Genomic DNA, 25,489 nt, shown 5'->3' on the forward strand with positions numbered 1-25,489 from the left:
TTTTAGATATTGCTAAGCTTTTACCATATCTATTATCACCTGTTAGCTTTTTAGTGAATTACAAGGAATATGAATTTCATAACGTTATTTATTTGTTTGATTTCTTATATAATATTGGTATTGGATTGATCATTTACCAGATGATTGCAGCTTTTAGAAAATTTAATAGGTAATTCTCGATTCATTCTCCTATTCCTCCTTGATAAAACTAAAACTATTAATTAGTACCTAACCTATCTCTTAGCCTACTTAAACTCAGAATCAAAATCTTAAACTGAAATTTTAGTCCTGAAAATTTGATTATTTAAAATTTTAGGTCAAATTGGATCTATGAAAATATTCACCCATTTATTAATGGGCATACTTCTATTGTCCTCCTGTAAGCAATCTTCAACATCATCAAGTGGGGTTGATGGCTTGGACATTGCTGTTGATACGGTTATGATAACTACTGGCGATGATATTATTAACCTGAAATGGGGAATTTATCAGTCAGGTATTAGCCATGATAAAAAATACCTGTTCATTTCCGGTGGCACAAGTCCCTATTTGGAAAGGATAAATCTGGAAACATTGGCCTTTGAAGAAAAGATGATATTTGATGTGGAAGGGCCTAATGGATTTGGTGATTACGTGTATGCGGTAAGCTCAGATGTGAATAACAATTTGATATTGACAAGCCATTATTCCACAAGCATTTTCAATTTTGATAAACAAAAACTGAAAAAGTACCTAATGATTGGGCGTAATTTTGAAGGAGAACAATTAATAAAAAGAGAACAATTTACCTTCAAAAGACTATAAAACAACGTTTGGCTTGGTTCAGAATCATGATACCGGAGAAATATTTTTTGCTATTGTAAATGAAGAAACAGATGTTTTAAGGAAAGTAAAACTAAATGGATTTGAGAAGGCAGAAGGTTTTACAGTAAGACATCAGCAAGGAAGAGGTGCATCAATTTCTCCCCAGAATACAGAAATTGTGCAATTGGGAAATAAACTCGTCATCACAAATCCCGTATTCAGCAAAATAGCAGTATATGATTTGATTGAGCAAAACTTAAAATATTATCCCTGTCTACCAACATTAACGGCCTCAGAAAAAATCGGCACTTATATCAAAGATGTCAATTCATGGGAAGAATTCACGATTCGGGAAATAGAGATAGGGAAAGAAGTCACATTTTTACCTTTAATGACAGAGGCCACTACTGACAAGTATGTCAGAATTTCTACCATAGGCCTACCAAAATTAAATGACAAAGGCCTACCTGAAATGAATGACCACAAAGTATTTATCAGTATTCTTAATGATTCCTTTGAAGTAATCAAAGAAACTGAGGTTCCAGATGGCATTGGGAAGCTTTTTTCTAATCTCATACCGCAAAAGCCATTTTTAAAGGATGGCAAGATTTGGCTCTATTTAAATATAAATGATGAATTGGCTTTTGTCCGCCTGGATCTGGGTTTATAATAGTATAAAAGAAGTTTCTAATGAACGGATTAATTTCGGTGCTTCTCCCTAGGTTTATCCGCACAGGAATTACAAAAGAATACTGTCCGATTAAATGACCAAGGAATGGTTGATTTTAATGGGTCTTCAATTTATATCAGACAATGTTCAATATTTCAGGCATTTATGTTCTAAGCGTTTGTGTAGTAATTCATTTTAAACAACTTATAAAGGATTAAGACTTTAAAGAAAGTTAAGAATAGAAATGGTGTAGAGAATTCTACATATAGTTGGGGGTGTGATTAGACCAACTTATTTGCCGAAAACTGGTCTAAGGGTAGTCTTGCTCGGTGGCTATTTATTCCTTTTCGGTTTCTTGGTAGGTTTCTGATAGTTGCTAAAAATATCCGTGACAATAACGATTTCACTATCAACCTTGTAGATGATTTTGTAATGATATTCCTGCAAATATCGGTGCCCTTTCCCAAGAGATATCAGGTCATCTTCTACTCTCCCTCTATCCGGATAGTTATCAAGCGTTTCTGCTCTGTCAATTATTTTATTTACAATCTCAGTCGCTTTTTCGGGACTGGCTTCTTCTGAATAATGATCATAAATCTCTTTCAAGCATATTTTCGCCCACTCTGAAAATCTAACCTCCATGGACTACCAATTCTTTATTTCTTCCCTAACCTGTTTTGACGTTTTTACACGGCCTTCTCTAATGTCCCTTTCAGACCTTTCCGCCCTGGATATTAGTTCCTCTTTTGTGATAGCTGTGCCATCGGGCTTATATCCAACAGGTGAAGCTATTTGGTCTGCTTTAATCAGCCCATGAATAAGTTTTAACACACGATCATCTGCATGTTGAAGGTATTCACTTATTTCTTCTCGTATTTTAACTGTGTCCATTGTTTTTTCTTTTCGTTACCTAAAGTTAACGATTCCATATTACAATTTGATTTGTTCCAATGGATGATATTTCAGTATTTGGCTTTTCTTGGGCGGTAAACATCAAAGTTCCACCCGATGTATTTCGTGATGCCCCCTAGGTGTAGTTTATGCCTTCGTCAGCTGGATGTAGTTTTCCATCCCTAAAACCCGGCCCAAGCCTAAAACAGTCTTAAGGACTGTGTATTTACGGCTTGTCCTACCCTTCTATTATTTTCAATTTGCAATTGGAAATGGACGGAATTACCAATGATCCACGGCTATTAAACCTTCTAATCCAGTATAATTTCATCTGTTTATAATTGTTTTTTAATGGTCAGAACTTGCCCCGGTTTGTCGGGGTGGAATCTCGCCACGATAATCATTCCTTTGCAAGACGATTTCGTCATGCTCGATTTCCTGATCTCTTATTTGGTAAGCCTCTCCCATAACTAAAAATAACCCATCCTTGAATGAATTGCAAATGAATGCTGGCCGAGTAACCGAATAAGGTGTCGTTGATTTGGATGGGGTCTCCAATTTCAGTACAATATTCAAAATTTTGTCCATTTATTTACATAAAAGGGGGCTTTCAGAAGCCATTGCAAATGGCTTCTGAAAGATTTCGACTTTAAAGAAAGTTAAGAATAAACGGGTGTAGAGAATTCTACACCCAGCCGGGGTATTTAATCGTTGGAATCCACAGAAGAGGTGCAAAGAAAAGTTCTAAGAAATTTGGACAAAGACACGGAGTAAATTTTACTCAAAAGAAAATAGATTAAATATTGGAGTGGATGAAGAAGTAAACTATGCCCAATATCTAAGTATTGGTTTTGCCGATACCGAGAAATCGGCACAGGTAGGCAAGAAATGAATACAGTATTGACAGCCAGTCCCGATAAATATCGGGAAACCCGGTACTCCTTATGGGGAATCCGATATTTGGGAAGGGTTTATTTTAAGAAGAGTTTGGGAGAATTATGGATATTTGGCTGTGTTTGCAGTCTTTGTTAATTCCATAACCATTTGCTTATGGTTTTCTTTGGGTGTTTTAAGCTTTGCTTTTGGTTCTTAGGCATAGGATAGATATTCCGCCTAGGCAGCAGTTTTTTTTCGATACTATTTCAACAGTTTAACCAACTACACTCTCCTTCAATAAAGATGTCACCAGCTCAACAGTCAATGGTTTATTGTTCGCTTTTTCCCGGAGGGTATCAAAAGAGTATCTAAAGTCACACCCTTCTTTATAGGCGCTGCATCCATAGGCTGTTTTTCCTCTTATTATGGTTCCTTTATTGCAAAGAGGGCATGAAATGACAGGAGGAGTTTTCTTAGAAGCCGCCGAGTTGGCTACTTTCTTTTCTATCAAAACGAGTTGAAATTTCTCATTGAAACGTATCAATCCTTCTTTATCTCCAGTCGCCGTTTTAAATCCCTTTAAATTGACAGTAGATCCTTTCTGAAGTAACCTCAAATATTGATTCTCTGATATAGTTTTTCCTTCGAAAGAAAAAGCGAGTAAAAAGTCACATCCCTTTTTATAAGCGCTGCATCCGTAACTCGAATTTCCTTTTAGCAACGACCCATTCTTGCATTTTGGACAGGACTGTCCCACAAGTGCAGTTGCTGATTTTTCTTTCTCAGGAAGCTTGTTTTCAGTGGTATGTGCTATTTTAGTATGACTTTGTTCCCGTATAACTTCATAGACCAATTGCGCCACCATTTTTTTCATGTTCATCACAAAAGAACCCGCATGAAATTTCCCTTTTTCTATTTCTTTCAATTGCTTCTCCCACTGTCCTGTAAGTTCTGCAGAGGTCAGCAAGTTATTCTTAATAATATCGATCAATTGCACTCCAGTTTCGGTGGGCAAAATTTGCTTCTTATTACGTTCAATGTATTGTCGCCTGAAAAGTGTTTCAATGATATTTGCCCGAGTAGAAGGGCGACCTATGCCATTCTCTTTCATTAAGTCTCGCATCTCTTCATCGTCCACTTGTTTACCGGCGGTCTCCATGCCTCTTAGCAAAGTTGCTTCTGTATACTGTTTTGGAGCTTTGGTTTCTTTCTCTAGGAAAGAAGGTTCATGTGGCCCTTTTTCCCCTTTTTTAAAAAGCGGGAGCTCGTCTTTCTCCTTTTTTTCTTTGCCATCTGCAGTATCAAAAACAACCCTCCAGCCTTTTTCTAAAATCACCTTTCCTCTTGCTTTAAACGGGACCGTGCCCACTTTCCCTAATACGGTGGTATTGTCCACTGTACAGTCGTCATAAAACACTGCGATGAAACGCTTGGTAATGATATCATAGACTTTTAGCTGATTGTCGTGTAAACTATCCTGCATGCCTGTAGGAATCATGGCATGGTGATCGGTTACTTTTTTGTCATTAAAAACCTTAGTAGACTTTTTTAATTTCTTACCCAAAATGGGTTGAGTCAACGACCTATATTTCGTTAGCTTCTCTAATATTCCTGGTGCTTTGGGGTAAATATCGTTCGGTAGAAAAGTGGTGTCAACTCTTGGGTAGGTGATTAATTTTTGTTCGTATAGTTTCTGTGCGATTTTGAGCGTTTCATCGGCAGAAAGGCCAAACTTATTATTACAATGCACCTGTAATCCTGTTAAGTCAAAAAGCTTAGGTGCATATTCCTTTCCTTTTTTCTTAGCAACTGAGACGACTTCAAAGTCATTTTCTTTGACCTGGTTGGCAAAAGTCTCCCCGTCTTCTTTCTTTAAAAATTTCCCTTCCTCACAGTTAAATACAGTCTCTCTATACAGGGTTTGTAGTTCCCAGTAGGGTTGTGGCTGAAAATTTTGAATTTCTTTAAACCGATTAACGATCATGGCCAGTGTAGGCGTTTGAACTCTGCCAATGGACAGCACTTGTTTGTACCCACCATGTTTAACCGTATATAACCGGGTGGCATTCATTCCTAACAACCAATCTCCGATTGCTCGGGAATAACCAGCATAATACAAATTATCGTATTTCGCTGAGGGTTGCAATTTGTCGAAGCCTTCTTTGATGGCCTCTGTGGTCAAAGATGAAATCCATAAGCGTTTGACTTCCCCTTTATACCCCGCTTGTTCAATTACCCATCGTTGAATCAACTCTCCTTCTTGGCCAGCATCACCACAGTTGATCACCAGTGTAGCTGTATCAAATAGCTTTTTCACAATGTCAAATTGCTTCTTGACTCCCGGATTATTAACAATTTTAGTTTTGAATTTTTCAGGAAGCATCGGAAGGTGACTGAGACTCCAACTCTTCCAATGAGGTTCGTAATCGTTCGGCTCTAATAAGGTGCAAAAGTGTCCAAAAGTATAGGTAACGATATATCCGTTGCCTTCATAGTACCCCTCATGCCTATGATTAGCTCCTAGAACAGCCGCTATTTCACGGGCGACACTTGGCTTTTCTGCAATACAAACTTTCATCTGAAACAAAAATAGATAAAATAGCCTAAGCTCAACGGAGTGCAGGCGCTTTTAGGTTGTTCAAAATGAAGTAACCCCTGTGGATCAACCTGATAAAAATTACTTATCCGAAGTTTAGTTATTTCTGGATATCTGAAATTTGAAGGGATCCAAGGAAAGGAATATTTCTTTGGTTTTCTATCCCAGCGAGCTGCAATTGGGAAATGGACGGAATTACCAATGATCCACGGCCATCAAACCTTCTAATCCAGCATAATTTCATCTGTTTACAATAGTTTTTTAATTGTCAGAACTTGCCCCGGTTTATCGGGGTGGAATCTCGCATGGCTGATGATCGTCTAATCGCGTGACAATTGGGTCATGCTCGATTTCCTGATCTCTTATTTGATAAGCCTCTCCCATAACTAAAAATAACCCATCCTTGAATGAATTGCAAATGAATGCTGCTCGAGTAACCGACTAAAGTGTCGTTGATTTAGATGGGGTTTCAAATTTCAGTTAAACAGTATTCAAAATTTTGTCCATTTGTTTACATAAAGGGGGGATTTCAGAAGCCATTGCAAATGGCATATAAAAAAATTTCGACTTCAAAGTAGGTTAAGAATAAAAGGGTGTAGAGGATTCTACACCCAGTTGGGGGAAAAGAAAGTCCCACGTAGGCCTAATTTGCAATTACATCTTTTATCAACCAATAAGGATAGGTAAAAACCTCAATTTAAAAAATCTTATAAAATTCGTCCATGAATTTAATTTTTATTAAATTCATAGTTCATGATAAAATATAGATTTAGAAGTGGGATTCAGGCTAAGTAGGTGAAGATTAGCTGATGCAATTGAGGAAGAAAAAATCTATTAACCCTTTATAAAATTAAACTCGAATCCAAATGATCAAAGTACGTAATATCCTTATTTTACTTTTGGTGTCGGTCTATGCATGTACTGATGGAACCAAAACCTCCAACAGTAGTGCTGATTCCAATGAATGGAAACTTGTAATTTTGGACTCTATTCAGGTAGACTATTTAACTGAGGTAAGAGAAGGAATTTTTTCTAATGGAATAGGGCTTATTAAAACTTCGTCAAACAATGGTTTGATTAAGTTTGACTCATTAGGTACTATTTTGGTGAATAAAGAATTCCCGCAAGAAGGTCCCGAATCTGTTATGTTTTTAGAAACTTTGATTGAACATAAGGGAGAATATTTTGGGACAACTTCATTTAGTGACATGTATCATTTCGATGCCAATCTTAACATAAAGGAACGTTTGAAAATGCCTTTTATGGGTGAAGCCAGAGGAGGTGCCTATAACCGAAGAAATATTGCTGTCTGGAATGAGAAAATACTGCTTTGGTATCCGGGGCGAAACGGTATCAGCCCATACATTGACCACTTTTATAGAGACTACCCTTTTTTGGAACTCTATGACCTTAAAACAAAAACTTCAAAACCGGTAGTAAGAACCCCCAAGACATCACAATATAGTAGTGATGATTTTTTTGATCGGCCTGACATTAATTTCATTATAGAAAATGACAGTTTGTACCTTACCTTTTCCAATGAACCCCTCATACATGTGTATGCCATGGGGGATAGTATCCTTTGGAAAAGGAGTATTCCTATGAACCCAAGCGATTTTAAATTGATTCCAGGACAGAAAACACCTGTTACCTATCAAGAAAAATTAAAATGTATGAAGCTGGAATTAGGGGCATTTATTCTGATCAAGAGCATGTCATAGTTAGCTATCATGGTGGAATTGATGGAGATACTTTTGTGAATAATGACCTCATGGAAAGAGAGAATTCCCCTCGCTATCCTGAATTTCTTAAAAATTATCTTAAGATCTACAGACATGGACAGGGCTGGTCCAATGAATTGATTATCCCTTCAAAAATCAAAATAATTCTAAATATCGAGTCCGCAGATAAACCCTTCTATGCGCTCAGAAATGATGACTTTATAGGAGAGGAACAAGATTACCTTACTTTTTATAAACTTGAGCTGATGAGAAAATGAAATTTAAGTATTTAGCAATAGTTATTCTCTCTATCTCACAAATTGCATGTTCTGAAAAGAAGGTGTTAGATTTAGAGACTTTTTCCAACGAATGGGAACTCATAATCTTGGACTCTATTCAAGTAGACTATTTGGGGACTGTTGGTGGAGGAGATTTCAGAAATGGGAAAGGTGTGTTTTATCATTTTAAAGAAAATAAACTGATTGAGTTTAACTCAAGTGGTAGGATCCTTAATGAGACTTCTTACCCAAAAGATGGGCCACGAAAAGTTCAATATCCAACCCAACTAAAATACACAGAGGATGGAAGGCTTTTTGCAGCTAGTTTTATGGGCTGGCTGTATGAGTTAAATAAAGATTTATCCTTGAAGCAAGAAATAAAACTTTCATTTCTAAGCCAAGCAAACGACGGAGGGGGTTTTATTAGAAACTTAGCATTCTGGAACGATTCTTTAATCAGTTATTATCCGGGAAGAAATGGGGTTAATCCTTATGGTCCACATTTCATCCGAGACCATTTTCTGTTAGAAAAAATTGACCCTAATACAGGAGGATCAGTGCCATTAATTAAGATCCCAAGTACCTCAAGATATTCCTCAGACAAATATTTTGAAAGACCCATGGTCCAATTTGGAATATCGGGGAATAGACTTCACTTGGCTTTAAGCAATGAGCCATTGATTCATGCTTACGACTTAACAGATGGGGAAACCTACTTAAGTACTGTTGATTTTAAGCCTTCTAAATTTTTAGACAATGGAGAACATCCAGAAAAAAATCAATATATAGACTATTTTAAAATGCATGATGGAAGGATCAAGCAACTTTTTATGTCAGATAAAGGAACAGTTGTTTTTTATGAGGAAGGTATTGAGCAAGATGTTTTTATCCAAAATGAATTACAACTTCGGAACAACTTCCCCAAACACAAAGAATTTCAAAACCAGGTGCTGAAAATCATATACCAAGATTCTATTCTTTCCAATGAAATCATTGTCCCCTACAATATTGGTAGCATTTTAAATATTGAAAATTTAGATAAGCCCTTCTACGCCCTCAGAAATGATGACTTTATAGAAGAGGAACAAGATTACCTTACGTTTTATAAACTTGAGCTGGTGAGAAAATAAATTTAGGCTTTTAAAAACAGTACCCATCAGCAAGGGCAAACTACCAACCCCCCTCTAAAAAAGAAAAACCCTAACCTATTGAAAGTCAATAAGCCAGGGTTTTGTTCAGTAGAGAGTGGGGGATTCGAACCCCCGGTACGCTTTAAGACGTACGACAGTTTAGCAAACTGCTGGTTTAAGCCACTCACCCAACTCTCTATGTGTTGGTGAAGCATTTAAACAAATTAATTTTGATCCTTTATCGATTCAACCACCTATCTAAAATAAACAGGCCAATTGAAACGCTTCAAATCATAACTTAATAGTAATCCCGACCGCTTCCCGATCAGTGATGCAAATATAAACCAATATTCTGCAATTAAACAAAACCAAAAGAGGAAAAAAGAGTACTTTTTTACGGCTTTACTCGGAAAAAGTAGCTAATCGATTTTAAGCCAGCGGAATAAATTTTAACAATTTTAAACTTCCTTCCAATTAAATAATCCTTCTTTTAAAATCGCCCTAGAATTCCTTTCTTTGCAGCCTATACTATATTTCTTTAGAGATGAAAATTATTGCCATAGGCCGAAATTATGCGGCACATATAGAAGAACTTAACAATGAGAAGCCGGATGCTCCAGTAGTTTTTATGAAACCGGACACAGCTTTGCTAAGAAACAATGCTCCCTTTTACCATCCAGAATATTCTGAAAACATACACCATGAAGTAGAATTGGTCCTCAAAATAACTAAAGAAGGCAAATACATTCAGCAAAAGTTTGCACATAAGTATTACAATGAAATAGGTATTGGCATAGATTTTACTGCCCGAGACTTGCAGCAAAAATGCAAAGACAAAGGGCTACCATGGGAAATAGCCAAAGCTTTTAATGGTTCTGCCCCCTTGGGTGAATTTAAACCTGTGGCACTCTTCCCCGACTTAGCCAATATTAATTTCCACCTAGACATCAATGGTGAAAGACGCCAAACAGGTAATACCTCGCTATTACTTTTTCCATTTGATGTCATCATTGCTTATGTTTCTAAGTTTTTCACCCTGAAAATCGGTGACCTGATTTATACCGGAACACCTGCTGGTGTTGGCAAAGTAAATATAGGAGACAGACTAGAGGCTTATGTGGAAGATGAAAAATTGCTGGACTTTGAGATTAAATAAAACCCTAACCACCCTCCTATTCATTTCCCTTGCCATTGTCTTTCTTTCTCAAACGCAGAAAGGCTATTATCTCTTCCCCATCAAACCAGGCCAACAAAATTTTCTGGCTGGAAACATGAGCGAAATACGGAACAATCACTTCCACACTGGAATTGATATTAAAACCGAGGGCAGGCAAGGCTTGGCGGTCCATGCCTCAGCTGATGGGTATGTGTCTAAAATAAAAGTTTCCTCCTTTGGTTATGGGAATGTACTGTACCTGAAACATACCAATGGTTCAAGCACCGTATATGCCCATCTCAGGAGTTTTGAGTCTCCCATAGCAGAATACATGCAGGGGAAAATCTACGAGGCACGGGAGAATGAATTGGAATATACATTAGATCCAGGCGAATTGCCTATCTCTCAAGGAGACACGATCGCCTATTCCGGCAACACGGGTAGTTCTGGCGGTCCACACCTGCATTTTGAGATCAGGGATTCCTTGAACAGGGCCATTGACCCCTTACATGCTGGCTTCAAAGAAATTATTGATACCACCTCTCCCATTGCCCGAAGGGTAGCGATAAGCCCACTTACACCCGATAGTCGGGTCAATGGAATGTATCGCCGACAGGAGTTTTCACTTATTTATAGCTCAGGGGCATTTGAGGTACAGCCTACCATTAAAATCTCTGGAAAAGTAGGCATAGAAGTACTGGCTTATGATCAGCTGGATGAGATGTACAACAGGAATGGTTTTCCCATTTTTGAAATCTATGAAGAAGGTAAAAAAGTCTTCAAGGCAGACGTCAACGAGATAGATTTCAACATTGGCCGCCATATTCTATTACACACCTACCGCAACCGCTATACCCGCCTATATAAAAAACGTAACAATAAGTTTTCTTTCTATGAACCCGATACAGAACTAAGTGGTGCTATATCAGCTTTGCCCGGTGAAGAAAAATCCATCACTGTAAAATTGGTAGATGCCTATGCCAATGAATCCGCATTGAGAATCAAGTTTAGCGGTGAGCTGGCACCAATTGACCTGGATGGGGTAAACTATACTTCGGGCAATAGCCAGATGGAATACCAGGAAAATGTATTGATCCTAAACAGTACCGATGCAGAAGCTGGAGATCTTGCCATGGTATATGTTCATGGGCTAAGCATGGAATTGCCTTATGCGTATGTAGGGAGAAACAAACGAACCTACCTTTGGGACATGGCCTTGGGAATTCCCGACTCAATCAACCTTTGTTCAGAAACCCTTTTTCCAGAAGTTGTGGCAAGGATACCTGCAGGGCAAGAAACACTAATAGACAATGGGGAGGTAAAAATTATCTTTGAGGAGGAAAGCCTTCTAGACGATCTTTATTTAAGAATCGAAACTTTTGAAGACAGTGGAATGAAAGGCTTAACGCTCAATGATCAATTTGAATACCTTGGCCAACCCATTTCGGCAAGGATGAAAGTTGATAATTTTCAGGGGGATACTTCCAAAACCGACATGTATCAATTGTACAGAAACGGTCATAGAAATTTTCTAGGTGGCAACTGGCAAGGGCAGTTTGTTAATTTCAATACCAGGGTTTTTGGAGATTTTGTACTGGCAACAGACAGTATTCCTCCCACAATCCGTCCAGTACGTGTCAACACTAATGAAATCAGGTTTGTAATTAAAGACAATTTATCAGGAATCAAGGATTTCGAAGCGTGGGTAGATGGAAAATGGACCCAAATGAGATATGAGCACAAGCAGGCCATAATTTGGTCAGATCCCCTGCCAGGAACAGCCTTAAAAGGCGTGGTTCTCCTAAAAGTAAGAGATCGTGCAAATAACGAGGCCATTTATAAGGGAAACATTTAATTTATTCCGATATTTAAGGGCTAAAATCAATAGTAAAAATAAAAACTACAACTATGTCACTAGAAGTAGGCCAAACGGCACCTGACTTTGAGTCAAAAGATCAAGATGGAAAGGCTATCAAATTGTCCGATTTTCAAGGCAAAAAAGTAGTCTTGTACTTTTACCCAAAGGACAACACACCCGGATGCACTGCCCAGGCCTGTAATTTGAGAGACAACTATGAAAGTCTCCAGAAAGCTGGTTATGTAGTGCTTGGAATAAGCTCGGATGCAGAAAAATCTCATAAAAAATTTATAGAGAAATTTGAACTTCCCTTTCCGCTAATAGCCGATGAAGACAAGAGCGTACACGAAAAGTATGGTACTTGGGTAGAAAAAAACATGTACGGTAGAAAATACATGGGTACTGCCAGAACCACTTTTATTATTGATGAGAAGGGAATAATTGAAGAGATTATTTCAAAAGTAAAAACAAAAGAACACACCAATCAAATTATTAAATAATTCCAAATCAATGGAAAAAAAATCAACCGAACAATTAGAAGCAATTTGCTCCCAGGTAAGAAGAGATATTTTACGAATGGTGCATGCCTGTCAATCAGGTCATCCAGGAGCATCTTTGGGCTGTACGGAGTTTTTCGTAGCCTTGTATTTTGACCAAATGACCAATAACCCAGATTTTAATCTTGACGGACCTGGAGAAGACTTGTTTTTTCTTTCAAATGGGCATATTTCTCCCGTTTGGTATAGTGTTTTGGCCAGAAGCGGTTACTTTGAGACAAGTGAATTAAAAACTTTCCGCAAATTAAATAGCAGATTACAGGGACATCCAGCCACTGAAGAAGGGCTTCCAGGCATACGAATAGCCTCAGGTTCTTTGGGCCAGGGCTTATCTGTAGGCATAGGTGCTGCATTTGCGAAAAAAATCAATAAAGACGACAAAACTGTCTATGTCCTTATGGGAGATGGAGAGCAGCAAGAGGGACAAATCTGGGAGGCAGCTTTAAGTGCACCTCACCATAAATTGGACAACTTGATCGCAACAATAGATCTTAACGGACAACAAATAGATGGACCTACCAAGGACATCATAAACTTGGGAGATCTGAAAGCCAAGTGGGAAGCATTTGGCTGGGAAGTCATCGTGACTGAGCATGGCAATGATATGTCAGGCGTAGTTAAAGGACTGGAAAAAGCAAAAAGTCTCCTTGGAAAAGGAAAACCAGTACTAAACCTGTTACATACCGACATGGGCTACGGAGTAGATTTCATGGTTGGCACCCACAAATGGCATGGAGTAGCTCCAAATGACGAGCAACTTGAAAATGCCTTAGGACAACTGAAAGAAACACTTGGTGATTATTGATTTCGGTGATAACAGATCTAAAAAAGTTTGAATAATGGAAAATAAATTGGATACAAAATATACATACACCGAAAAAAAGGACACCAGGTCCGGTTTTGGTGATGGCCTACTAGAAGCTGGTAGAAGAAATGAAAACGTAGTAGCGCTTTGCGCAGACCTTATTGGTTCATTGAAAATGGGTGCCTTCCAAAAGGAATTCCCTGAGCGTTTTTTCCAAATGGGTATCTCAGAAGCCAATATGATAGGAGCAGCTGCAGGTTTAACCATTGGAGGAAAAATACCTTTTACAGGTACATTTGCCAACTTTTCTACAGGCCGTGTATACGATCAAATCAGACAGTCAGTAGCCTATTCTGAAAAAAATGTGAAGATTTGTGCCTCTCACGCTGGTCTTACTTTGGGAGAAGATGGTGCTACTCACCAAATCCTGGAAGACATCGGCATGATGAAAATGCTTCCAAATATGACGGTTATAAATCCTTGTGATTACAACCAAACAAAGGCAGCAACCATTGCCATTGCTGAGCATGAAGGTCCTGTATATTTACGATTTGGCAGACCAAAATGGCCTATTTTCACTCCAGAAAACCAGGAATTTGAAATAGGTAAAGCCTGGAAAATGATCGAAGGAACGGATGTTACTATTTTTGCCACAGGACATCTTGTGTGGGAAGCGGTAGAAGCTGAAGCAATCCTAAGAGCAGAAGGCATCTCTGTTGAGCTAATAAACATACATACCATCAAGCCATTGGATACTGAAGCCATCCTGAAATCTGTTGCTAAAACAGGTTGTGCAGTAAGTGCAGAAGAACACCAATTCAATGGTGGCTTGAATGATAGCATCGCTCAGACGCTCATCAGAAACCAACCTGCCCCTCTTGAATTCATAGGTGTAGACGATTCTTTTGGAGAATCTGGAAAACCTGAAGAGTTATTGGAAAAATACGGTTTGAATGCTAAAAATATTGTTGAAGCAGCTAAAAGAGCTATTTCAAGGAAATAAGGTATTTAAAATTGAAATTAAGCGGAGAAAATTCTAAATTTTCTCCGCTTTTTTTGTTTTAAAGTGTTACAGATTAAAATTTTAATGGATACAAGGGTAGATCACCTTCACATCCAATACTAATAAATTGCCACTTTAAAATATACTTCAGCCACTTATGAAGTAGACACTTGATAAGCTCAGGCTTATCTTTTACTTTTATAAGTAACTAACCTTTTATCTTCCAATGAAACATTTATCCATTGCTCCAGTTGTCCTTTTACTATTTTCGGTAATATTTTTATTTGCTGAAGTGCCTATAGGCAAGGCACAAATCCTAACCTTCGAAAAAAAGGATGCTGGCGTACTTTTACTTTCGGATGGAAAACCTAGGTTGTTTTACCAAAAGGAAATGATAAGTCAAAATGGCGAATACCCGAGGGCAAATTACCTCCATCCAGTATTTGATACCAAAGGAGAAATCGTTACGGAAGATTTCCCTAAAGACCATTTGCACCACAGAGGGATTTTCTGGACCTGGCATCAGCTATGGGTAGATGATTTGAGGATTGGTGACCCTTGGATAAGTGATGGAGTTGAATGGGAAGTCAAGAAGATGAAAACCAAAATTCATCCCAATAATTCAGCTACCATTGAGGTTAAAGTAATTTGGAAAGGCAACAAAGTCCTGAAAAAAAACCTTATTGAAGAAAACACTGTCATCACTTATCAGCCTATTGGATCACAAGCTTACAAAATAACCTTTGACATTACATTAAAGCCTTTGATCTCCGGAGTGCGTATTGGAGGTTCTCAGGATGCTAAAGGGTATGGAGGTTTCTCACCAAGACTCAAGTTATCAGAAACCGTCGGTTTTTATGATGTGAATGGACCCATAACGCCAGACAATCTACCTGTATCAGGAGGAGATTGGATGAATATTACAAAGAATGGCCCTGATGACCCAGGTGTTGTTATAATGGGCGAACCAGACATGCTCCCCTCCTATCAAGGATGGATTCTTCGAAAACGAAACAGCATGCAAAACATGGCATTCCCAGGTCAAGAACCTTTACTATTAGATAAAAAAGAACCTTTACACTTCAGAAATCAATTGATCGTTCATCAAGGAATTTCCAATCAAGAAATAAAAAATCAGTACAGGATATTCAGGAACCAATCCTCTCAATAAAATTTGGAATAAAAAAAGCAATGGTCAATGACCATTGCTTTATAGTTGGTTGTTTTTAATAGGGTATTAGTCCGACGTTATTTTTTAACTGGTTCAGCTATTTCTACTGGTGCTTCCATTTCTACTACTTCTTTACCCATAGCATCAAATGTCTTTTTGATTTGTTCACCAGGCGTTTCTGATTCAAATTTTATCAGATATTGAACCTGTGCTTCTTCCATCACTTGATGGGCTTCAGCAATTTTTAGGTCCTTCAATTGCAAATCATTCTGAATTGCTTCTTTTACTTTTTCAGGAAGACTTTCAGGATCAATTTTTGTTGTTTCTTGGTACCATTCTTGAGATACAGGTACTACGGTTGATCCAGCATTTGCAAAAGCAAAAACAGTCATTGCGGCGACACTCAAAATTAACTTTTTCATGACATTTTAAATTTATTGGTTAAATAATAATTGGTTAAACAATACTTTTTAAATATTATTTTCAATTATACTTAGCCAAATCCTGTGCCAAGTAATTTTTAAACTATTAATTTAAATTAAAAAGTGCTTTAAACCCTATTAAACAAGGCTTTTAGTTAATCAGAAGAAATGGTGAGCCTTAGGTGACCTATATCCTAACAGCATAAAAATGTGGAGTAAGCTCCACAAACTGTAAAAAACCTTAACATTTTACACACAATTACACGAAAGGCTATTTTATTGTATAAAAAGTATATTTTTAATTTGAATAGTATAAATAATTCTGCTATTCAGAAAAACAGGCTGAAAAATGATACAAGAATTGAAAAAGAGAAGGATTTAAGATTGATCTCTCAAGTTTGCCAGCTACTCTTATTATTTCTTATGGTCCGGTTTGCTATTTTTCAATTCCTTCATCAAGTCCTCCAAATAATCAATTTGCACTTCCTGGACTTCAAGGAGCTTTTTATTTTGATGTACCAAAAGATGATCAATTTTCTCATTCAGCAGCTGAATTTCAAGTTCGGACTTAAGGTTGATTTTATAATCTAGCTCAGCCCTCTGCCTGTCTTTCTGTCCCTGCCGGTTTTGGCTCATCATAATAATCGGTGCCTGTATAGCTGCAATACAGGAAAGCATTAAATTCAACAATATAAAAGGATAGGGATCAAAAGTATTGCTGGCAAGCAACCATATGTTTGCTATGATCCACAAGGTTAAAAATGAAAAGAAAGCAATAATAAAGGTCCAACTCCCCCCGAAAGAGGCGATTTTATCCGCCATCCTTTGCCCTAAGGTTATAGCGGTATCAATGTCCTCTTGTAAGTTTTCAGAAAGTATGGAATTGTTACGGATAGCATCCATAACATCCTTGTCTATGGCAGCCAAATCTCCTTTTTCTTGTTCTATGAGTTTGGTTAAGTAAAGCCGCCGGTATTTATTAAGCTCTCCAATTGAAATAATGCTTTCTCTAGAAAAGTCAGGGTATTGAGATTTAATAAAATCGAAAATTCCGTCCCGGATTTCATTCCCATTGACAACTTCCCCTCTATTGATCTCCTTTTTTGATAAATGGCTCTTGTTCATTTTAATATAGGGTTTGCAACCCCTCGTTATGCCTTGTTTAGCAATCAATTTATGGATTTCCATCAATAGACCAAAATAAGCATTGGTAAACTTGTAAAGACATTCATTTTCTTTTTTAGAATAGCGCAAACCATTACATGGTAGCTTCAGATTATAAACCCAATAAGGTCTCTCAGCCTAGGAGGCTGCTATTTTTAATAAACTTAAGGTATTTATAATTCTTCTATTTAAAAATAATACCTCAGGGCAAGGCTTGGCTGGTCCAGAAAACCATCCACTTCAAAACCCCAACCATTGTCCTGATAGTTGCTATTATTTTGACCGGCATCTATTCGTTTATTATAAAACTTAAAAATTGACCTTCTATAAATATTAGTTCAAAGCTAAATTTTTCACTTGGAAAATAAGCCAATCCCAGGTTCCCGAAAAGACCGAATTGATTTACTTTTTGCCGGTAAGAATATAACAACTCTTCATCGGCATTAACTGATTCAGTGAAATAATCAGTCCATGAATACCTTAACCCATAGGTCGCTAGCATAAATAATTTGGGGCGGATTTCAATGTGTTTTCTTAACCCTACAAAAACATCCAATTCTTTTCTTTTCAATCCAGGAGAATTGCCATTTTGATTAGTGTTATTACTTTTTCGCGTATAAAAACGTCCACCACCTATGATACTGAACTGATCTTCAATAAAGTAGGAATAGCTAGGTGTAAACCTAAAGTAATCATCTTCCTGGCTTCTCTCATCAAAAAAATCTACAGACCTATCACTCCAACCGAATTCCAATCCCACAGAATGATTTCCTTGCGAAATCTGGGCATTTGCCTCTTGACCCATGGAATAAATTCCCAAGTAAACAAAAAGGATTAAAAACTTCTTCATTGGTCCTTCTGGTTAATGAAATAAACGATCCCTATACTGTTGGCGGTGATTAAATCAAAGGCAATCCGCTTATCATCATATTCCTGATTTGTACCTGAATTGGTATAGGTGTAATTATAAACGAGTCCACCCAAAGTCATTTCTACCATCCATTTTCCATTGATCCTGTAGGATGCTCCGGGAGCTAATGAAAACCCCAAATAATTGGGATTGTTTTCTCCTTTAAAGGTCCTATTAAACATCGCTTTGGGTTCTAGAAAAAGATAAAAATTGTCGATTACAGGAAAATACCTTCTGTAAAACAAGCCTATACCTCCTTTAACATTTTCAGAGATAATTTTTGTATTCATTGAAGTGGTAGTGGCACTTCTGAAAAAACTAACTTGAGGAATAACACCTATCACAGATCGGTCAGAAATAAAATAACCCAAATTTGGATTAAGATTTATACTGTACTGGGAGGAACTGCCTGGATTTGAGCTTTCTCTGGTATCTATGGAAAGCCCAAAGTTACCCCCAACATACAGATCTCCTTTATCAAATTGGGCAAAGGCACTGGAAATCCCTGAAATAAAAAAGAGCAATAAGAGACAGTGTTTCATATAAAAGATTTGTGTAAAAATTTATGAATTTTATTACTTATTTAAATAGTTAAATACAATCTGAATACCCTACGAAATACTTAGTCTGACAGTTGTGGATTACTACTGATTTTTTCTTTTTAACGTTATAATTCTGTAATAGCTCTTTGCCCCAAAACATTCCAAGGTTTGGGATCTAGGGAAAATCAGTTGACATCCTCTTTTAAGCCAAAAAATACTATTGAATAAATCAATCCAATAAGTCCCTAGTTTTCAAATGTTTTGGCTTTAAGTATAAGAAGTGAAAATTCTCCCTCCCACTCTCCAGTTTCACATCCAGCATAGCAAGTGGCTATCGTCTAAAACCCTCTCCATATAATTTAGGCCTAGCCCTCTCCTCTTTGAAAGGAAAACCTTATATTTGCGCCTCGATAATCAGGAAGCAATTGACAATATGGATATTCAAGAAAGCATTTTAAAGACAATAGCGGAGGCCTTTGAGCAACTATTTAATCATAAAGTAGACAGTGAAGACCTAAGCCTTCAACCTACAAGAAAAGAATTTGAAGGCAGCTATACCTTTGTGCTTTTCCCCTATCTAAAAATAACCAAAGGTTCTCCTGAACAATCTGGAGAGAAAATTGGTAATTATTTGAAAGAAAACCATCCTTCAGTGGCTGATTTCAATGTAGTCAAGGGGTTTCTTAACATTAGTCTTTCTTCTGCTTTTTGGATAGAGCTTCTTTCCCAAATGATGACGGAGGAAACTCCTGGACATTTTGCGCCAAGAAATCAAAAGGTAATGGTCGAATACAGTTCACCAAACACCAACAAGCCACTGCATTTGGGACATTTAAGGAATAATTTCCTAGGCTTTTCAGTTTCTAATATACTCAATGCCTATGGCTATGAAGTCATTAAAACCAACCTGGTAAATGACAGAGGCATACACATTTGCAAGTCAATGGTCGCTTACCAAAAATTGGGAAATGACGAGACACCAGAGATGGCTGGAATGAAAGGTGACCACCTTGTAGGTAAGTACTATGTTCTTTTTGACCAAGAGTACAAAAGGCAAATCAAGGAGCTAATGGATGCAGGGATGACTGAGGAGCTAGCTAAAAAAGAGGCGCCTTGGATGAAAGAAGCACAAGAATCCTTGGTGAAGTGGGAATTGGGAGATGAAGAAACGGTCAGTCTTTGGAAGAAATTAAACAACTGGGTGTATCAGGGCTTCAATGAGACCTACAAAAAGATGAATGTTTCTTTTGACCAGTATTATTATGAGTCAGACACCTACCTTTTGGGTAAAGACATTGTAACCGAAGGACTGGAAAAAGAAGTATTCTTCAAGAAAGAAAATGGCTCTGTTTGGGCGGATCTAAGCAATCAAGGGCTAGATGAAAAACTTGTCCTGAGAGCTGATGGCACTTCCGTATACATGACACAGGACATGGGAACTGCTGACCTAAAATTCAAAGACCATGCTATAGACAAGTCTGTATACGTAGTGGGCAACGAACAAGATTATCACTTTGAAGTCTTGTTTAAAATCATGGGCTTATTGGAACGGCCTTATGCCAATAACTTATTCCACCTTTCCTACGGCATGGTAGACCTGCCATCAGGAAAAATGAAATCCCGTGAAGGAACAGTAGTAGACGCCGATGACCTGATTCAGGAAATGGTAGATACTGCACGAAGCCACACGCAAGAACTCGGTAAAATAGATGGCTTTAGCCAAGAAGAAGCTGAGAAACTGTACGAGATGTTGGGTTTAGGAGCTATCAAATATTTCCTTCTGAAGGTAGACCCTAAGAAGAGGATGTTGTTCAACCCTCAGGAGTCCATTGAATTCCAAGGCAATACTGGCCCATTTATCCAATATACCCATGCACGTATTGCTGCCATTTTAAGAAAAGCAGATCAAATCGGTTTGGATTATAGCAGCAATAACTTTGATGGATTGGGCGAATTGGAAAATGTTGAAAAGCAATTGGTATTCATGCTTGCCGATTATTCAAAAAAAATAGCCATGGCAGCGGAAGACCTTTCTCCAGCAGTTATAGCCATGTATTTGTTTGATTTGGCCAAGGAGTATAACAGATTTTATGCGGAACTTCCTATATTTAGTGAAGCCAAAAATGAAGTCCAGTCCTTTAGGGTTACTTTATCAGATAGAGTAGCTAAAACAATCAATGCTGGAATGAAGTTATTGGGAATAGATGTACCACAAAAAATGTAATTATGAAATCAATTTTCTACGTTTTTGCTATAGCCATGGTCGCTTTACAGTTTCCCATGCAAAGTTCTCAAATAAGCACTTCAATCAAGTCAGGTTCTCAGCACAATTTAAGCTCAAAGATCATGGAGGAAAACAGTAGTATTTATGATTTCACCATGAATGATATCGATGGTAATCCTGTTGATTTGGCACAGTATAAAGGAAAAAAATTATTGCTTGTCAATGTTGCTTCAAAATGCGGATACACCCCACAGTATACTGAACTGCAAGAACTCTATGAGACTTATAAAGGTAAACTGACAATACTAGCCTTTCCAGCCAATAATTTCGGAGGGCAAGAGCCGGGAACCAGTGAGGACATCAAGTCCTTTTGCACAGAAAACTACGGCATTTCTTTTCCAATCTTTGAGAAAATCTCTGTCAAAGGGGTAGACAAACACCCACTTTACAGATGGCTATCCGACAAGGACATGAATGGCTGGAACAATGATGAACCAAATTGGAATTTCTGCAAATATTTCATCAATGAAAAAGGTGAATTGCTGAAGTTCTTCCCTTCTGCTGTAAAACCAATGGATGATGAGATAATAAAATTGATTAATTCTTAAGCATACTGTCCAATCCAAATTTTAAGCATTGATAAATTAGCAACATTTCCAGGTGTGAAATGTTGCTACCTCATTTACAATTATTAAATATTATTAAAGTTGATCATTACCACCAAAAGACAAGCATGGATCCATGCCCTTAGACTGAGAACACTCCCACTTGCATTATCGAGTATATTCATGGGGAGTTTTATAGCTTTTCAAATGTCTGGGTTCAGGTGGTCAGTATTACTATTGGCAGCAATCACAACTACACTGCTACAGATTTTGTCTAACCTGGCCAATGACTATGGCGACAGCATCAATGGCGCAGATCATGCTGGCAGAAAAGGACCTGTAAGGGCTGTTCAATCAGGACTCATCAAGGCTTCTGAAATGAAAGTAGCAGTAATTATTTTCTCAGTCCTATCCTTAATCAGTGGCTTGGTATTGTTAATCATCGCACTGGAAGACATTTATAAATTTCTTTTGTTTTTGGGCATTGGTATTTTAGCCATCATCGCGGCCATCGCCTATACTTCAGGAAAAAAACCTTATGGTTATGCCGGTTTAGGTGATATATCCGTGTTTTTATTTTTTGGTTGTGTCGGCGTCATGGGCACCTTTTACTTGCATACCTTAACTTTTGACCCTGCGCTTTGGTTGCCAGCAGCCTCAATTGGGCTCTTAAGTACAGGTGTTTTGAACATCAATAATATTAGGGACATAGCATCTGATAAAGCCGCAGGTAAACTTTCCATACCAGTAAGGATAGGAAAAAAAGCAGCCCAAAAGTACCACTGGGCGCTTATTATTACTGCATTGTTATTGTTATTGGCATTTATTATAATTGAGCATGCCTACGGGGCATTGGCCTTTTTATTTATGGCGCCAACCATTTTAAAGACTGGTTGGGCAGTTGGAAAGTTTGAGACCCCTGAAAAACTAGATCCTTATTTAAAGGTAATGGCCTTATCTACACTCTTTTGCGTATTATTTTTCGGAATAGGATGGATGATTTTTTAAAGTATTGATCCATTTTGCACCTAAAATTGGTTACTTTTATGTAGTTTAACTGAAATATTAAATTTAACAGCACAAATTCTATGAAAAGTATTTTAGTACCTTACGATTTTTCAGAAGAGGCTGAATATGCCTTTGAACTCGCTCAAGAATTAGCTACCAAAGCTGCCTGTAAACTTAAGCTGATACACATCATCGAAATCCCTACTTCTCAAAACTTTAACACCATGGGTGAAGTAAGTATGGGAGAAAATTTTATTGATAAAATCTACATGGTAGATTTGGTTAATAAACGGAAAGAACAATTTAAAAAACTAGAGGAAGCCCATTCAGGCAAAGCCTATAAATTCAGCACAAGCTTATCTTTTGGTAATCCTTATGCTGGCATATCAGGCGAAATAACAGAAATAGAAGCTGATCTGGTAATAATGGGTTCCAAGGGTTCAAGTGGACTTGAAGAAATACTCATAGGCTCGAATACTGAAAAAGTAGTAAGGCACTCAGCATGTCCTGTTATTACTGTCAAAGGGCAGGTAAGTTCAGATTCCATTAAAAAGATTGTATTCGCGAGTGATTTCAGTGAAAATAGCAAAAAAGTAATCAAAAAGTTAAAAGTGCTTCAGGAATTGCTTGGTGCAGAAATAAGGCTTGTAAAGATAAACACACCTAATTCTTTTGAGAAATCCGTTGCTTCAATGGATAAAATCAGTGCATTTATTAAGGCCAATAATTTAGAAAATGCAGGAATTGACATTTTCAATGCTGACAGCGAAGAAGAAGGAATTAATGAATTTGCAGACTTCATAGAGGCCGATCTCATCGCCATGTCTACACATGGTAGAACCGGATTCTTACACCTCTTAGGGGGCAGTATAGCCGAAGATGTGGTCAATAGTTCTAAAAAGCCAGTATGGACGATGAAGTTCAAAAAATAAAGAGAGCATATGGGTAGAAAAAAGAGCAACGATTGGAAGCAGAGAGATGGGGTAGTTTATTCTACGGCAAACAACTTTGATTTTGATACAAACAATAATGGGGATGAAAGCACACTTCCACCCCAACAACAAAATTTAAAGGTCTTATTAGACAAGAAATCAAGAGGTGGAAAACAAGTTACACTTGTAACTGGCTTTATTGGGCAGGAGGATGATTTGAAAACTTTAGGTAAAGACCTGAAAGGAAAATGTGGTGTAGGAGGAAATACCAAGGATGGTGAAATTCTAATCCAGGGTGACCAAAGAGACAAAGTAATGGATTACTTGATAGGAATAGGCTATAAAGCCAAAAAGTCCGGTGGTTAAAAACCGGACTTTTATTTTTTTAACAGCTTATAAAACATTAAGTTAGCTCACTGAATTATTTCACCGTCAATTTGGGCTATTTTACCGACGGTAGTTGCGTGTTCATCGACTAATTTTTAGTTGTTTTTATATTATTTTTAAATTTGTGTATTAATTTTTATAACCCGGTAAATCCGGCAAAGTGTGGAGATACGTATAGTATCGAAGCATTTACAGCAAATAGAAACAGCAATAATGGGACAGTTTAGATTATTGAGCTTTAGCGGAAATTTATACAACTTAAAAAATGACGCTTTTTATTTGAGTACAGAGGAAAACAAGCAGTTGCTTTACACGCTAAAATCCTGGCCAGAAATCAAAGAATTAATTATTCTTTCAATTCCAGAACGAACTGAAATAATATACTTCAGTGATTTAGATCTTGAAGAAAGAATATTTGAAGCGATAACTGATGCTACTTTAAGTGGCGGTATGCCTATTAAAAGTGAATTCCACCAAACTTCTGACGAAGAAAAATTATTAATCCACCTATCAGAGCTTTGTTTTGGTGTTCAGTCTTCTAATTATGGGACCACTCCATTGTTCCCAAGATTTATCCAGGCATATAATTTATCGCTAGAAAATGGGATGGTAGGTGAATACCTTGAAAGATGGTGGAATAATTTAATAGCAACCAATAAACGCATCAAAGAACAAGTCGATTACCAATTGCCTAATTTTTCAATAACCTATACTGTATCAGATTTAATAACTGAGTTGGTGAAGAGTGTAAAACATCCAAAAATCGCAATTATAGGATTAAATGCGTTAAGCAAAAGGATTTACAAAAACCTAACGAGTAAAGGTTTCAATAAGATTACCATAGTAGATAAAAGCATTGCACCGTTTTCAACATTGCCAGAAATGGATTTAAACAACTTTATCTTTGAGCCCATGTCAGAGGTTGAAAACGTGATTAATAAAAATGACATTCTAATTTCCACTTTAGAAAATTCACTGCAAATACTTCATCCAGCTTACTTTCAGAAAGATTTTGACACCACCAAAATTTTCATTGATCTGTCTATAAAAAGTAATTTAACAGCTATTTTCAATGAAAACCACCAAGTGATTCCATTTAATCTGACAGATATTTACAAAATAGTAGAGCAGAAAATGGAAATTAATAAAAAGTGGCTAAAAAAAGCCAAGCCAATTATTTCAGAAATGAATTTGGAATTTTTTCATTGGATAGATGATAAAAAAGGTCAGGAAATGCTGACTTTAGCCAATGAACTATTAGTCAAAAATATCAACAATAGTCAATACACTAAGGTTTTAATCGCTGACGAGCCATTTTTTAAGGCCGTAATGTCTGATAATCATATCAATAAAATCCTGTTGAAAAAATCAATTGCAAGAATAAAAAGCAATGCTCAATACAAGGACATCATCAATTATGATAAAATAGTAAATGATTTTTATCAGTACAACTAGCTTCGAGACTCATAAAACTGCCGGTTTGCCAGTCTTCTTTTTATAATCACGTTACGAACGAATTGTTATTTTTTAAGTTGAAAAGTCTCTAAATCGATGGGATTCCAATTAAATTGGTTGAAGCCAGGTGGCTAAGAATACCCTAAACAATCGTTTTGACGATCAAGGAAGGAATGGAAATAATATTAAGCGTATTTGCTTTCCTATCGATACGCCTGTAACTATTTAAAAAAGAATAAAAAGAGACTCTTTTTATCACAGTAAACATCATTTTTTTTTGCAAGTTTGCAATAGCTGACTAAATTTGCATTACTATGATGAATA

At 37.2% G+C, this 25,489-nt stretch carries 25 protein-coding genes and 1 tRNA gene; 17 read left to right on the top strand and 9 right to left on the bottom strand.

All coding sequences use genetic code 11. The features are described 5' to 3' along the window. The first annotated feature begins 330 nt into the window (after nucleotides 1-330). Nucleotides 331-804 carry a DUF4221 family protein gene (locus tag ADICYQ_RS29255; protein WP_020892317.1) on the top strand — a complete coding sequence of 158 codons (474 nt, stop codon included), beginning with the start codon at nucleotides 331-333 and terminating at the stop codon, nucleotides 802-804. Between the two features lie 13 nt (nucleotides 805-817). Continuing rightward, a complete protein-coding gene (locus ADICYQ_RS29260) occupies nucleotides 818-1,474 on the top strand; it encodes a DUF4221 family protein (RefSeq protein ID WP_020892318.1) in 657 nt (218 codons plus the stop codon). A 333-nt stretch (nucleotides 1,475-1,807) separates the two neighbouring features. On the opposite strand, the gene ADICYQ_RS04350 is transcribed toward ADICYQ_RS29260, so the two are convergent. The 4 genes from ADICYQ_RS04350 to ADICYQ_RS04365 form a co-directional block, all read right to left on the bottom strand. After that, nucleotides 1,808-2,116, bottom strand: a complete 309-nt coding sequence (locus ADICYQ_RS04350) for a type II toxin-antitoxin system RelE/ParE family toxin (RefSeq protein WP_020892319.1) — start codon at nucleotides 2,114-2,116, stop codon at nucleotides 1,808-1,810. A gap of 3 nt (nucleotides 2,117-2,119) precedes the next feature. Continuing rightward, a complete protein-coding gene (locus ADICYQ_RS04355; RefSeq protein WP_020892320.1) occupies nucleotides 2,120-2,365 on the bottom strand; it encodes a hypothetical protein in 246 nt (81 codons plus the stop codon). Between the two features lie 348 nt (nucleotides 2,366-2,713). Further along, nucleotides 2,714-2,953 (bottom strand): hypothetical protein, encoded by a 240-nt coding sequence (locus tag ADICYQ_RS04360; protein WP_040414531.1) that lies wholly within the window; start codon nucleotides 2,951-2,953, stop codon nucleotides 2,714-2,716. A 562-nt stretch (nucleotides 2,954-3,515) separates the two neighbouring features. Next, the gene (locus ADICYQ_RS04365; protein WP_040414532.1) at nucleotides 3,516-5,819 is read right to left on the bottom strand and encodes a DNA topoisomerase 3; all 2,304 of its coding nucleotides are present in this window, start codon (nucleotides 5,817-5,819) and stop codon (nucleotides 3,516-3,518) included. An 884-nt stretch (nucleotides 5,820-6,703) separates the two neighbouring features. On the opposite strand from ADICYQ_RS04365, the gene ADICYQ_RS04370 reads away from it, so the two are divergent. Genes ADICYQ_RS04370 through ADICYQ_RS04375 form a run of 3 tightly spaced genes read left to right on the top strand, consistent with a single transcriptional unit; the run spans nucleotide 6,704 to nucleotide 8,966 of the window. Next, entirely contained in the window at nucleotides 6,704-7,558 is an 855-nt protein-coding gene (locus ADICYQ_RS04370; RefSeq protein WP_020892324.1) for a hypothetical protein, read from the top strand. Further along, entirely contained in the window at nucleotides 7,507-7,836 is a 330-nt protein-coding gene (locus ADICYQ_RS28205) for a hypothetical protein (RefSeq protein ID WP_235114370.1), read from the top strand. Before ADICYQ_RS04370 ends, ADICYQ_RS28205 begins: the two co-directional genes overlap by 52 nt. Further along, nucleotides 7,833-8,966, top strand: coding sequence for a hypothetical protein (locus tag ADICYQ_RS04375; protein ID WP_040414533.1), 1,134 nt, complete (start codon nucleotides 7,833-7,835; stop codon nucleotides 8,964-8,966). Before ADICYQ_RS28205 ends, ADICYQ_RS04375 begins: the two co-directional genes overlap by 4 nt. 109 nt (nucleotides 8,967-9,075) lie before the next feature. Here the strand turns inward: ADICYQ_RS04375 and ADICYQ_RS04380 are convergent. Continuing rightward, a tRNA-Ser gene (locus ADICYQ_RS04380) sits at nucleotides 9,076-9,164 on the bottom strand. Nucleotides 9,165-9,510: 346 nt separating this feature from the next. Here ADICYQ_RS04380 and ADICYQ_RS04385 point away from each other — a divergent pair. The 6 genes from ADICYQ_RS04385 to ADICYQ_RS04410 all read left to right on the top strand — a co-directional run bounded on the left by ADICYQ_RS04385 (nucleotide 9,511) and on the right by ADICYQ_RS04410 (nucleotide 15,516). After that, nucleotides 9,511-10,122 carry a fumarylacetoacetate hydrolase family protein gene (locus tag ADICYQ_RS04385; RefSeq protein WP_020892327.1) on the top strand — a complete coding sequence of 204 codons (612 nt, stop codon included), beginning with the start codon at nucleotides 9,511-9,513 and terminating at the stop codon, nucleotides 10,120-10,122. Then, the gene (locus ADICYQ_RS04390) at nucleotides 10,109-11,977 is read left to right on the top strand and encodes a M23 family metallopeptidase (RefSeq protein ID WP_040414567.1); all 1,869 of its coding nucleotides are present in this window, start codon (nucleotides 10,109-10,111) and stop codon (nucleotides 11,975-11,977) included. Before ADICYQ_RS04385 ends, ADICYQ_RS04390 begins: the two co-directional genes overlap by 14 nt. A 53-nt stretch (nucleotides 11,978-12,030) precedes the next feature. After that, entirely contained in the window at nucleotides 12,031-12,480 is a 450-nt protein-coding gene (gene bcp, locus ADICYQ_RS04395; protein ID WP_020892330.1) for a thioredoxin-dependent thiol peroxidase, read from the top strand. 10 nt (nucleotides 12,481-12,490) lie between these two features. Continuing rightward, entirely contained in the window at nucleotides 12,491-13,342 is an 852-nt protein-coding gene (locus ADICYQ_RS04400; RefSeq protein ID WP_020892331.1) for a transketolase, read from the top strand. Between the two features lie 34 nt (nucleotides 13,343-13,376). Further along, nucleotides 13,377-14,345: a transketolase family protein gene (locus ADICYQ_RS04405; protein ID WP_020892332.1), complete on the top strand. Its 969-nt coding sequence runs from the start codon at nucleotides 13,377-13,379 to the stop codon at nucleotides 14,343-14,345. 226 nt (nucleotides 14,346-14,571) lie between these two features. Further along, entirely contained in the window at nucleotides 14,572-15,516 is a 945-nt protein-coding gene (locus ADICYQ_RS04410) for a DUF6807 family protein (RefSeq protein ID WP_020892333.1), read from the top strand. A gap of 77 nt (nucleotides 15,517-15,593) precedes the next feature. Here the strand turns inward: ADICYQ_RS04410 and ADICYQ_RS25755 are convergent, their stop codons facing one another. The 4 genes from ADICYQ_RS25755 to ADICYQ_RS04430 all read right to left on the bottom strand — a co-directional run bounded on the left by ADICYQ_RS25755 (nucleotide 15,594) and on the right by ADICYQ_RS04430 (nucleotide 18,554). Further along, entirely contained in the window at nucleotides 15,594-15,938 is a 345-nt protein-coding gene (locus ADICYQ_RS25755) for a hypothetical protein (RefSeq protein ID WP_020892334.1), read from the bottom strand. Nucleotides 15,939-16,352: 414 nt separating this feature from the next. After that, entirely contained in the window at nucleotides 16,353-17,063 is a 711-nt protein-coding gene (locus ADICYQ_RS04420; protein WP_040414572.1) for a DUF1003 domain-containing protein, read from the bottom strand. Nucleotides 17,064-17,391: 328 nt separating this feature from the next. Next, nucleotides 17,392-17,952: an outer membrane beta-barrel protein gene (locus ADICYQ_RS04425; RefSeq protein ID WP_020892336.1), complete on the bottom strand. Its 561-nt coding sequence runs from the start codon at nucleotides 17,950-17,952 to the stop codon at nucleotides 17,392-17,394. After that, complete coding sequence (locus ADICYQ_RS04430; protein ID WP_081652288.1) at nucleotides 17,949-18,554, bottom strand: outer membrane beta-barrel protein; 606 nt, start codon at nucleotides 18,552-18,554, stop codon at nucleotides 17,949-17,951. Before ADICYQ_RS04430 ends, ADICYQ_RS04425 begins: the two co-directional genes overlap by 4 nt. A 433-nt stretch (nucleotides 18,555-18,987) precedes the next feature. On the opposite strand from ADICYQ_RS04430, the gene argS reads away from it, so the two are divergent. The 6 genes from argS (at nucleotide 18,988) to ADICYQ_RS04460 (ending at nucleotide 25,165) form a co-directional block, all read left to right on the top strand. Next, nucleotides 18,988-20,778 carry an arginine--tRNA ligase gene (gene argS / locus ADICYQ_RS04435; RefSeq protein WP_020892338.1) on the top strand — a complete coding sequence of 597 codons (1,791 nt, stop codon included), beginning with the start codon at nucleotides 18,988-18,990 and terminating at the stop codon, nucleotides 20,776-20,778. Nucleotides 20,779-20,780: 2 nt separating this feature from the next. Further along, the gene (locus tag ADICYQ_RS04440) at nucleotides 20,781-21,386 is read left to right on the top strand and encodes a glutathione peroxidase (protein WP_020892339.1); all 606 of its coding nucleotides are present in this window, start codon (nucleotides 20,781-20,783) and stop codon (nucleotides 21,384-21,386) included. Nucleotides 21,387-21,485: 99 nt separating this feature from the next. Beyond that, the gene (locus ADICYQ_RS04445; protein WP_040414536.1) at nucleotides 21,486-22,391 is read left to right on the top strand and encodes a 1,4-dihydroxy-2-naphthoate polyprenyltransferase; all 906 of its coding nucleotides are present in this window, start codon (nucleotides 21,486-21,488) and stop codon (nucleotides 22,389-22,391) included. Nucleotides 22,392-22,471: 80 nt separating this feature from the next. Further along, nucleotides 22,472-23,323, top strand: coding sequence for a universal stress protein (locus tag ADICYQ_RS04450; RefSeq protein WP_020892341.1), 852 nt, complete (start codon nucleotides 22,472-22,474; stop codon nucleotides 23,321-23,323). 9 nt (nucleotides 23,324-23,332) lie between these two features. After that, nucleotides 23,333-23,689, top strand: a complete 357-nt coding sequence (locus ADICYQ_RS04455; protein WP_020892342.1) for a translation initiation factor — start codon at nucleotides 23,333-23,335, stop codon at nucleotides 23,687-23,689. A gap of 183 nt (nucleotides 23,690-23,872) precedes the next feature. Continuing rightward, nucleotides 23,873-25,165: a Rossmann-fold NAD(P)-binding domain-containing protein gene (locus ADICYQ_RS04460; protein WP_146948050.1), complete on the top strand. Its 1,293-nt coding sequence runs from the start codon at nucleotides 23,873-23,875 to the stop codon at nucleotides 25,163-25,165. Nucleotides 25,166-25,489 lie beyond the last annotated feature (324 nt).

The sequence above is a fragment of the Cyclobacterium qasimii M12-11B genome (assembly GCF_000427295.1).
Lineage (GTDB): Bacteria > Bacteroidota > Bacteroidia > Cytophagales > Cyclobacteriaceae > Cyclobacterium > Cyclobacterium qasimii.

What these genes read in the sequence shown, in the direction of transcription:
- ADICYQ_RS29255 (WP_020892317.1), top strand. Translation starts at nt 331, where the DNA reads ATGAAAATATTCACCCATTTATTAATGGGCATACTTCTATTGTCCTCC.
- ADICYQ_RS04350 (WP_020892319.1), bottom strand. Translation starts at nt 2,116, where the DNA reads ATGGAGGTTAGATTTTCAGAGTGGGCGAAAATATGCTTGAAAGAGATT.
- ADICYQ_RS04355 (WP_020892320.1), bottom strand. Translation starts at nt 2,365, where the DNA reads ATGGACACAGTTAAAATACGAGAAGAAATAAGTGAATACCTTCAACAT.
- ADICYQ_RS04360 (WP_040414531.1), bottom strand. Translation starts at nt 2,953, where the DNA reads ATGGACAAAATTTTGAATATTGTACTGAAATTGGAGACCCCATCCAAA.
- ADICYQ_RS04365 (WP_040414532.1), bottom strand. Translation starts at nt 5,819, where the DNA reads ATGAAAGTTTGTATTGCAGAAAAGCCAAGTGTCGCCCGTGAAATAGCG.
- ADICYQ_RS04370 (WP_020892324.1), top strand. Translation starts at nt 6,704, where the DNA reads ATGATCAAAGTACGTAATATCCTTATTTTACTTTTGGTGTCGGTCTAT.
- ADICYQ_RS28205 (WP_235114370.1), top strand. Translation starts at nt 7,507, where the DNA reads ATGTATGAAGCTGGAATTAGGGGCATTTATTCTGATCAAGAGCATGTC.
- ADICYQ_RS04375 (WP_040414533.1), top strand. Translation starts at nt 7,833, where the DNA reads ATGAAATTTAAGTATTTAGCAATAGTTATTCTCTCTATCTCACAAATT.
- ADICYQ_RS04385 (WP_020892327.1), top strand. Translation starts at nt 9,511, where the DNA reads ATGAAAATTATTGCCATAGGCCGAAATTATGCGGCACATATAGAAGAA.
- bcp (WP_020892330.1), top strand. Translation starts at nt 12,031, where the DNA reads ATGTCACTAGAAGTAGGCCAAACGGCACCTGACTTTGAGTCAAAAGAT.
- ADICYQ_RS04400 (WP_020892331.1), top strand. Translation starts at nt 12,491, where the DNA reads ATGGAAAAAAAATCAACCGAACAATTAGAAGCAATTTGCTCCCAGGTA.
- ADICYQ_RS04405 (WP_020892332.1), top strand. Translation starts at nt 13,377, where the DNA reads ATGGAAAATAAATTGGATACAAAATATACATACACCGAAAAAAAGGAC.
- ADICYQ_RS04410 (WP_020892333.1), top strand. Translation starts at nt 14,572, where the DNA reads ATGAAACATTTATCCATTGCTCCAGTTGTCCTTTTACTATTTTCGGTA.
- ADICYQ_RS25755 (WP_020892334.1), bottom strand. Translation starts at nt 15,938, where the DNA reads ATGAAAAAGTTAATTTTGAGTGTCGCCGCAATGACTGTTTTTGCTTTT.
- ADICYQ_RS04420 (WP_040414572.1), bottom strand. Translation starts at nt 17,063, where the DNA reads ATGAACAAGAGCCATTTATCAAAAAAGGAGATCAATAGAGGGGAAGTT.
- ADICYQ_RS04425 (WP_020892336.1), bottom strand. Translation starts at nt 17,952, where the DNA reads ATGAAGAAGTTTTTAATCCTTTTTGTTTACTTGGGAATTTATTCCATG.
- ADICYQ_RS04430 (WP_081652288.1), bottom strand. Translation starts at nt 18,554, where the DNA reads ATGAAACACTGTCTCTTATTGCTCTTTTTTATTTCAGGGATTTCCAGT.
- argS (WP_020892338.1), top strand. Translation starts at nt 18,988, where the DNA reads ATGGATATTCAAGAAAGCATTTTAAAGACAATAGCGGAGGCCTTTGAG.
- ADICYQ_RS04440 (WP_020892339.1), top strand. Translation starts at nt 20,781, where the DNA reads ATGAAATCAATTTTCTACGTTTTTGCTATAGCCATGGTCGCTTTACAG.
- ADICYQ_RS04450 (WP_020892341.1), top strand. Translation starts at nt 22,472, where the DNA reads ATGAAAAGTATTTTAGTACCTTACGATTTTTCAGAAGAGGCTGAATAT.
- ADICYQ_RS04455 (WP_020892342.1), top strand. Translation starts at nt 23,333, where the DNA reads ATGGGTAGAAAAAAGAGCAACGATTGGAAGCAGAGAGATGGGGTAGTT.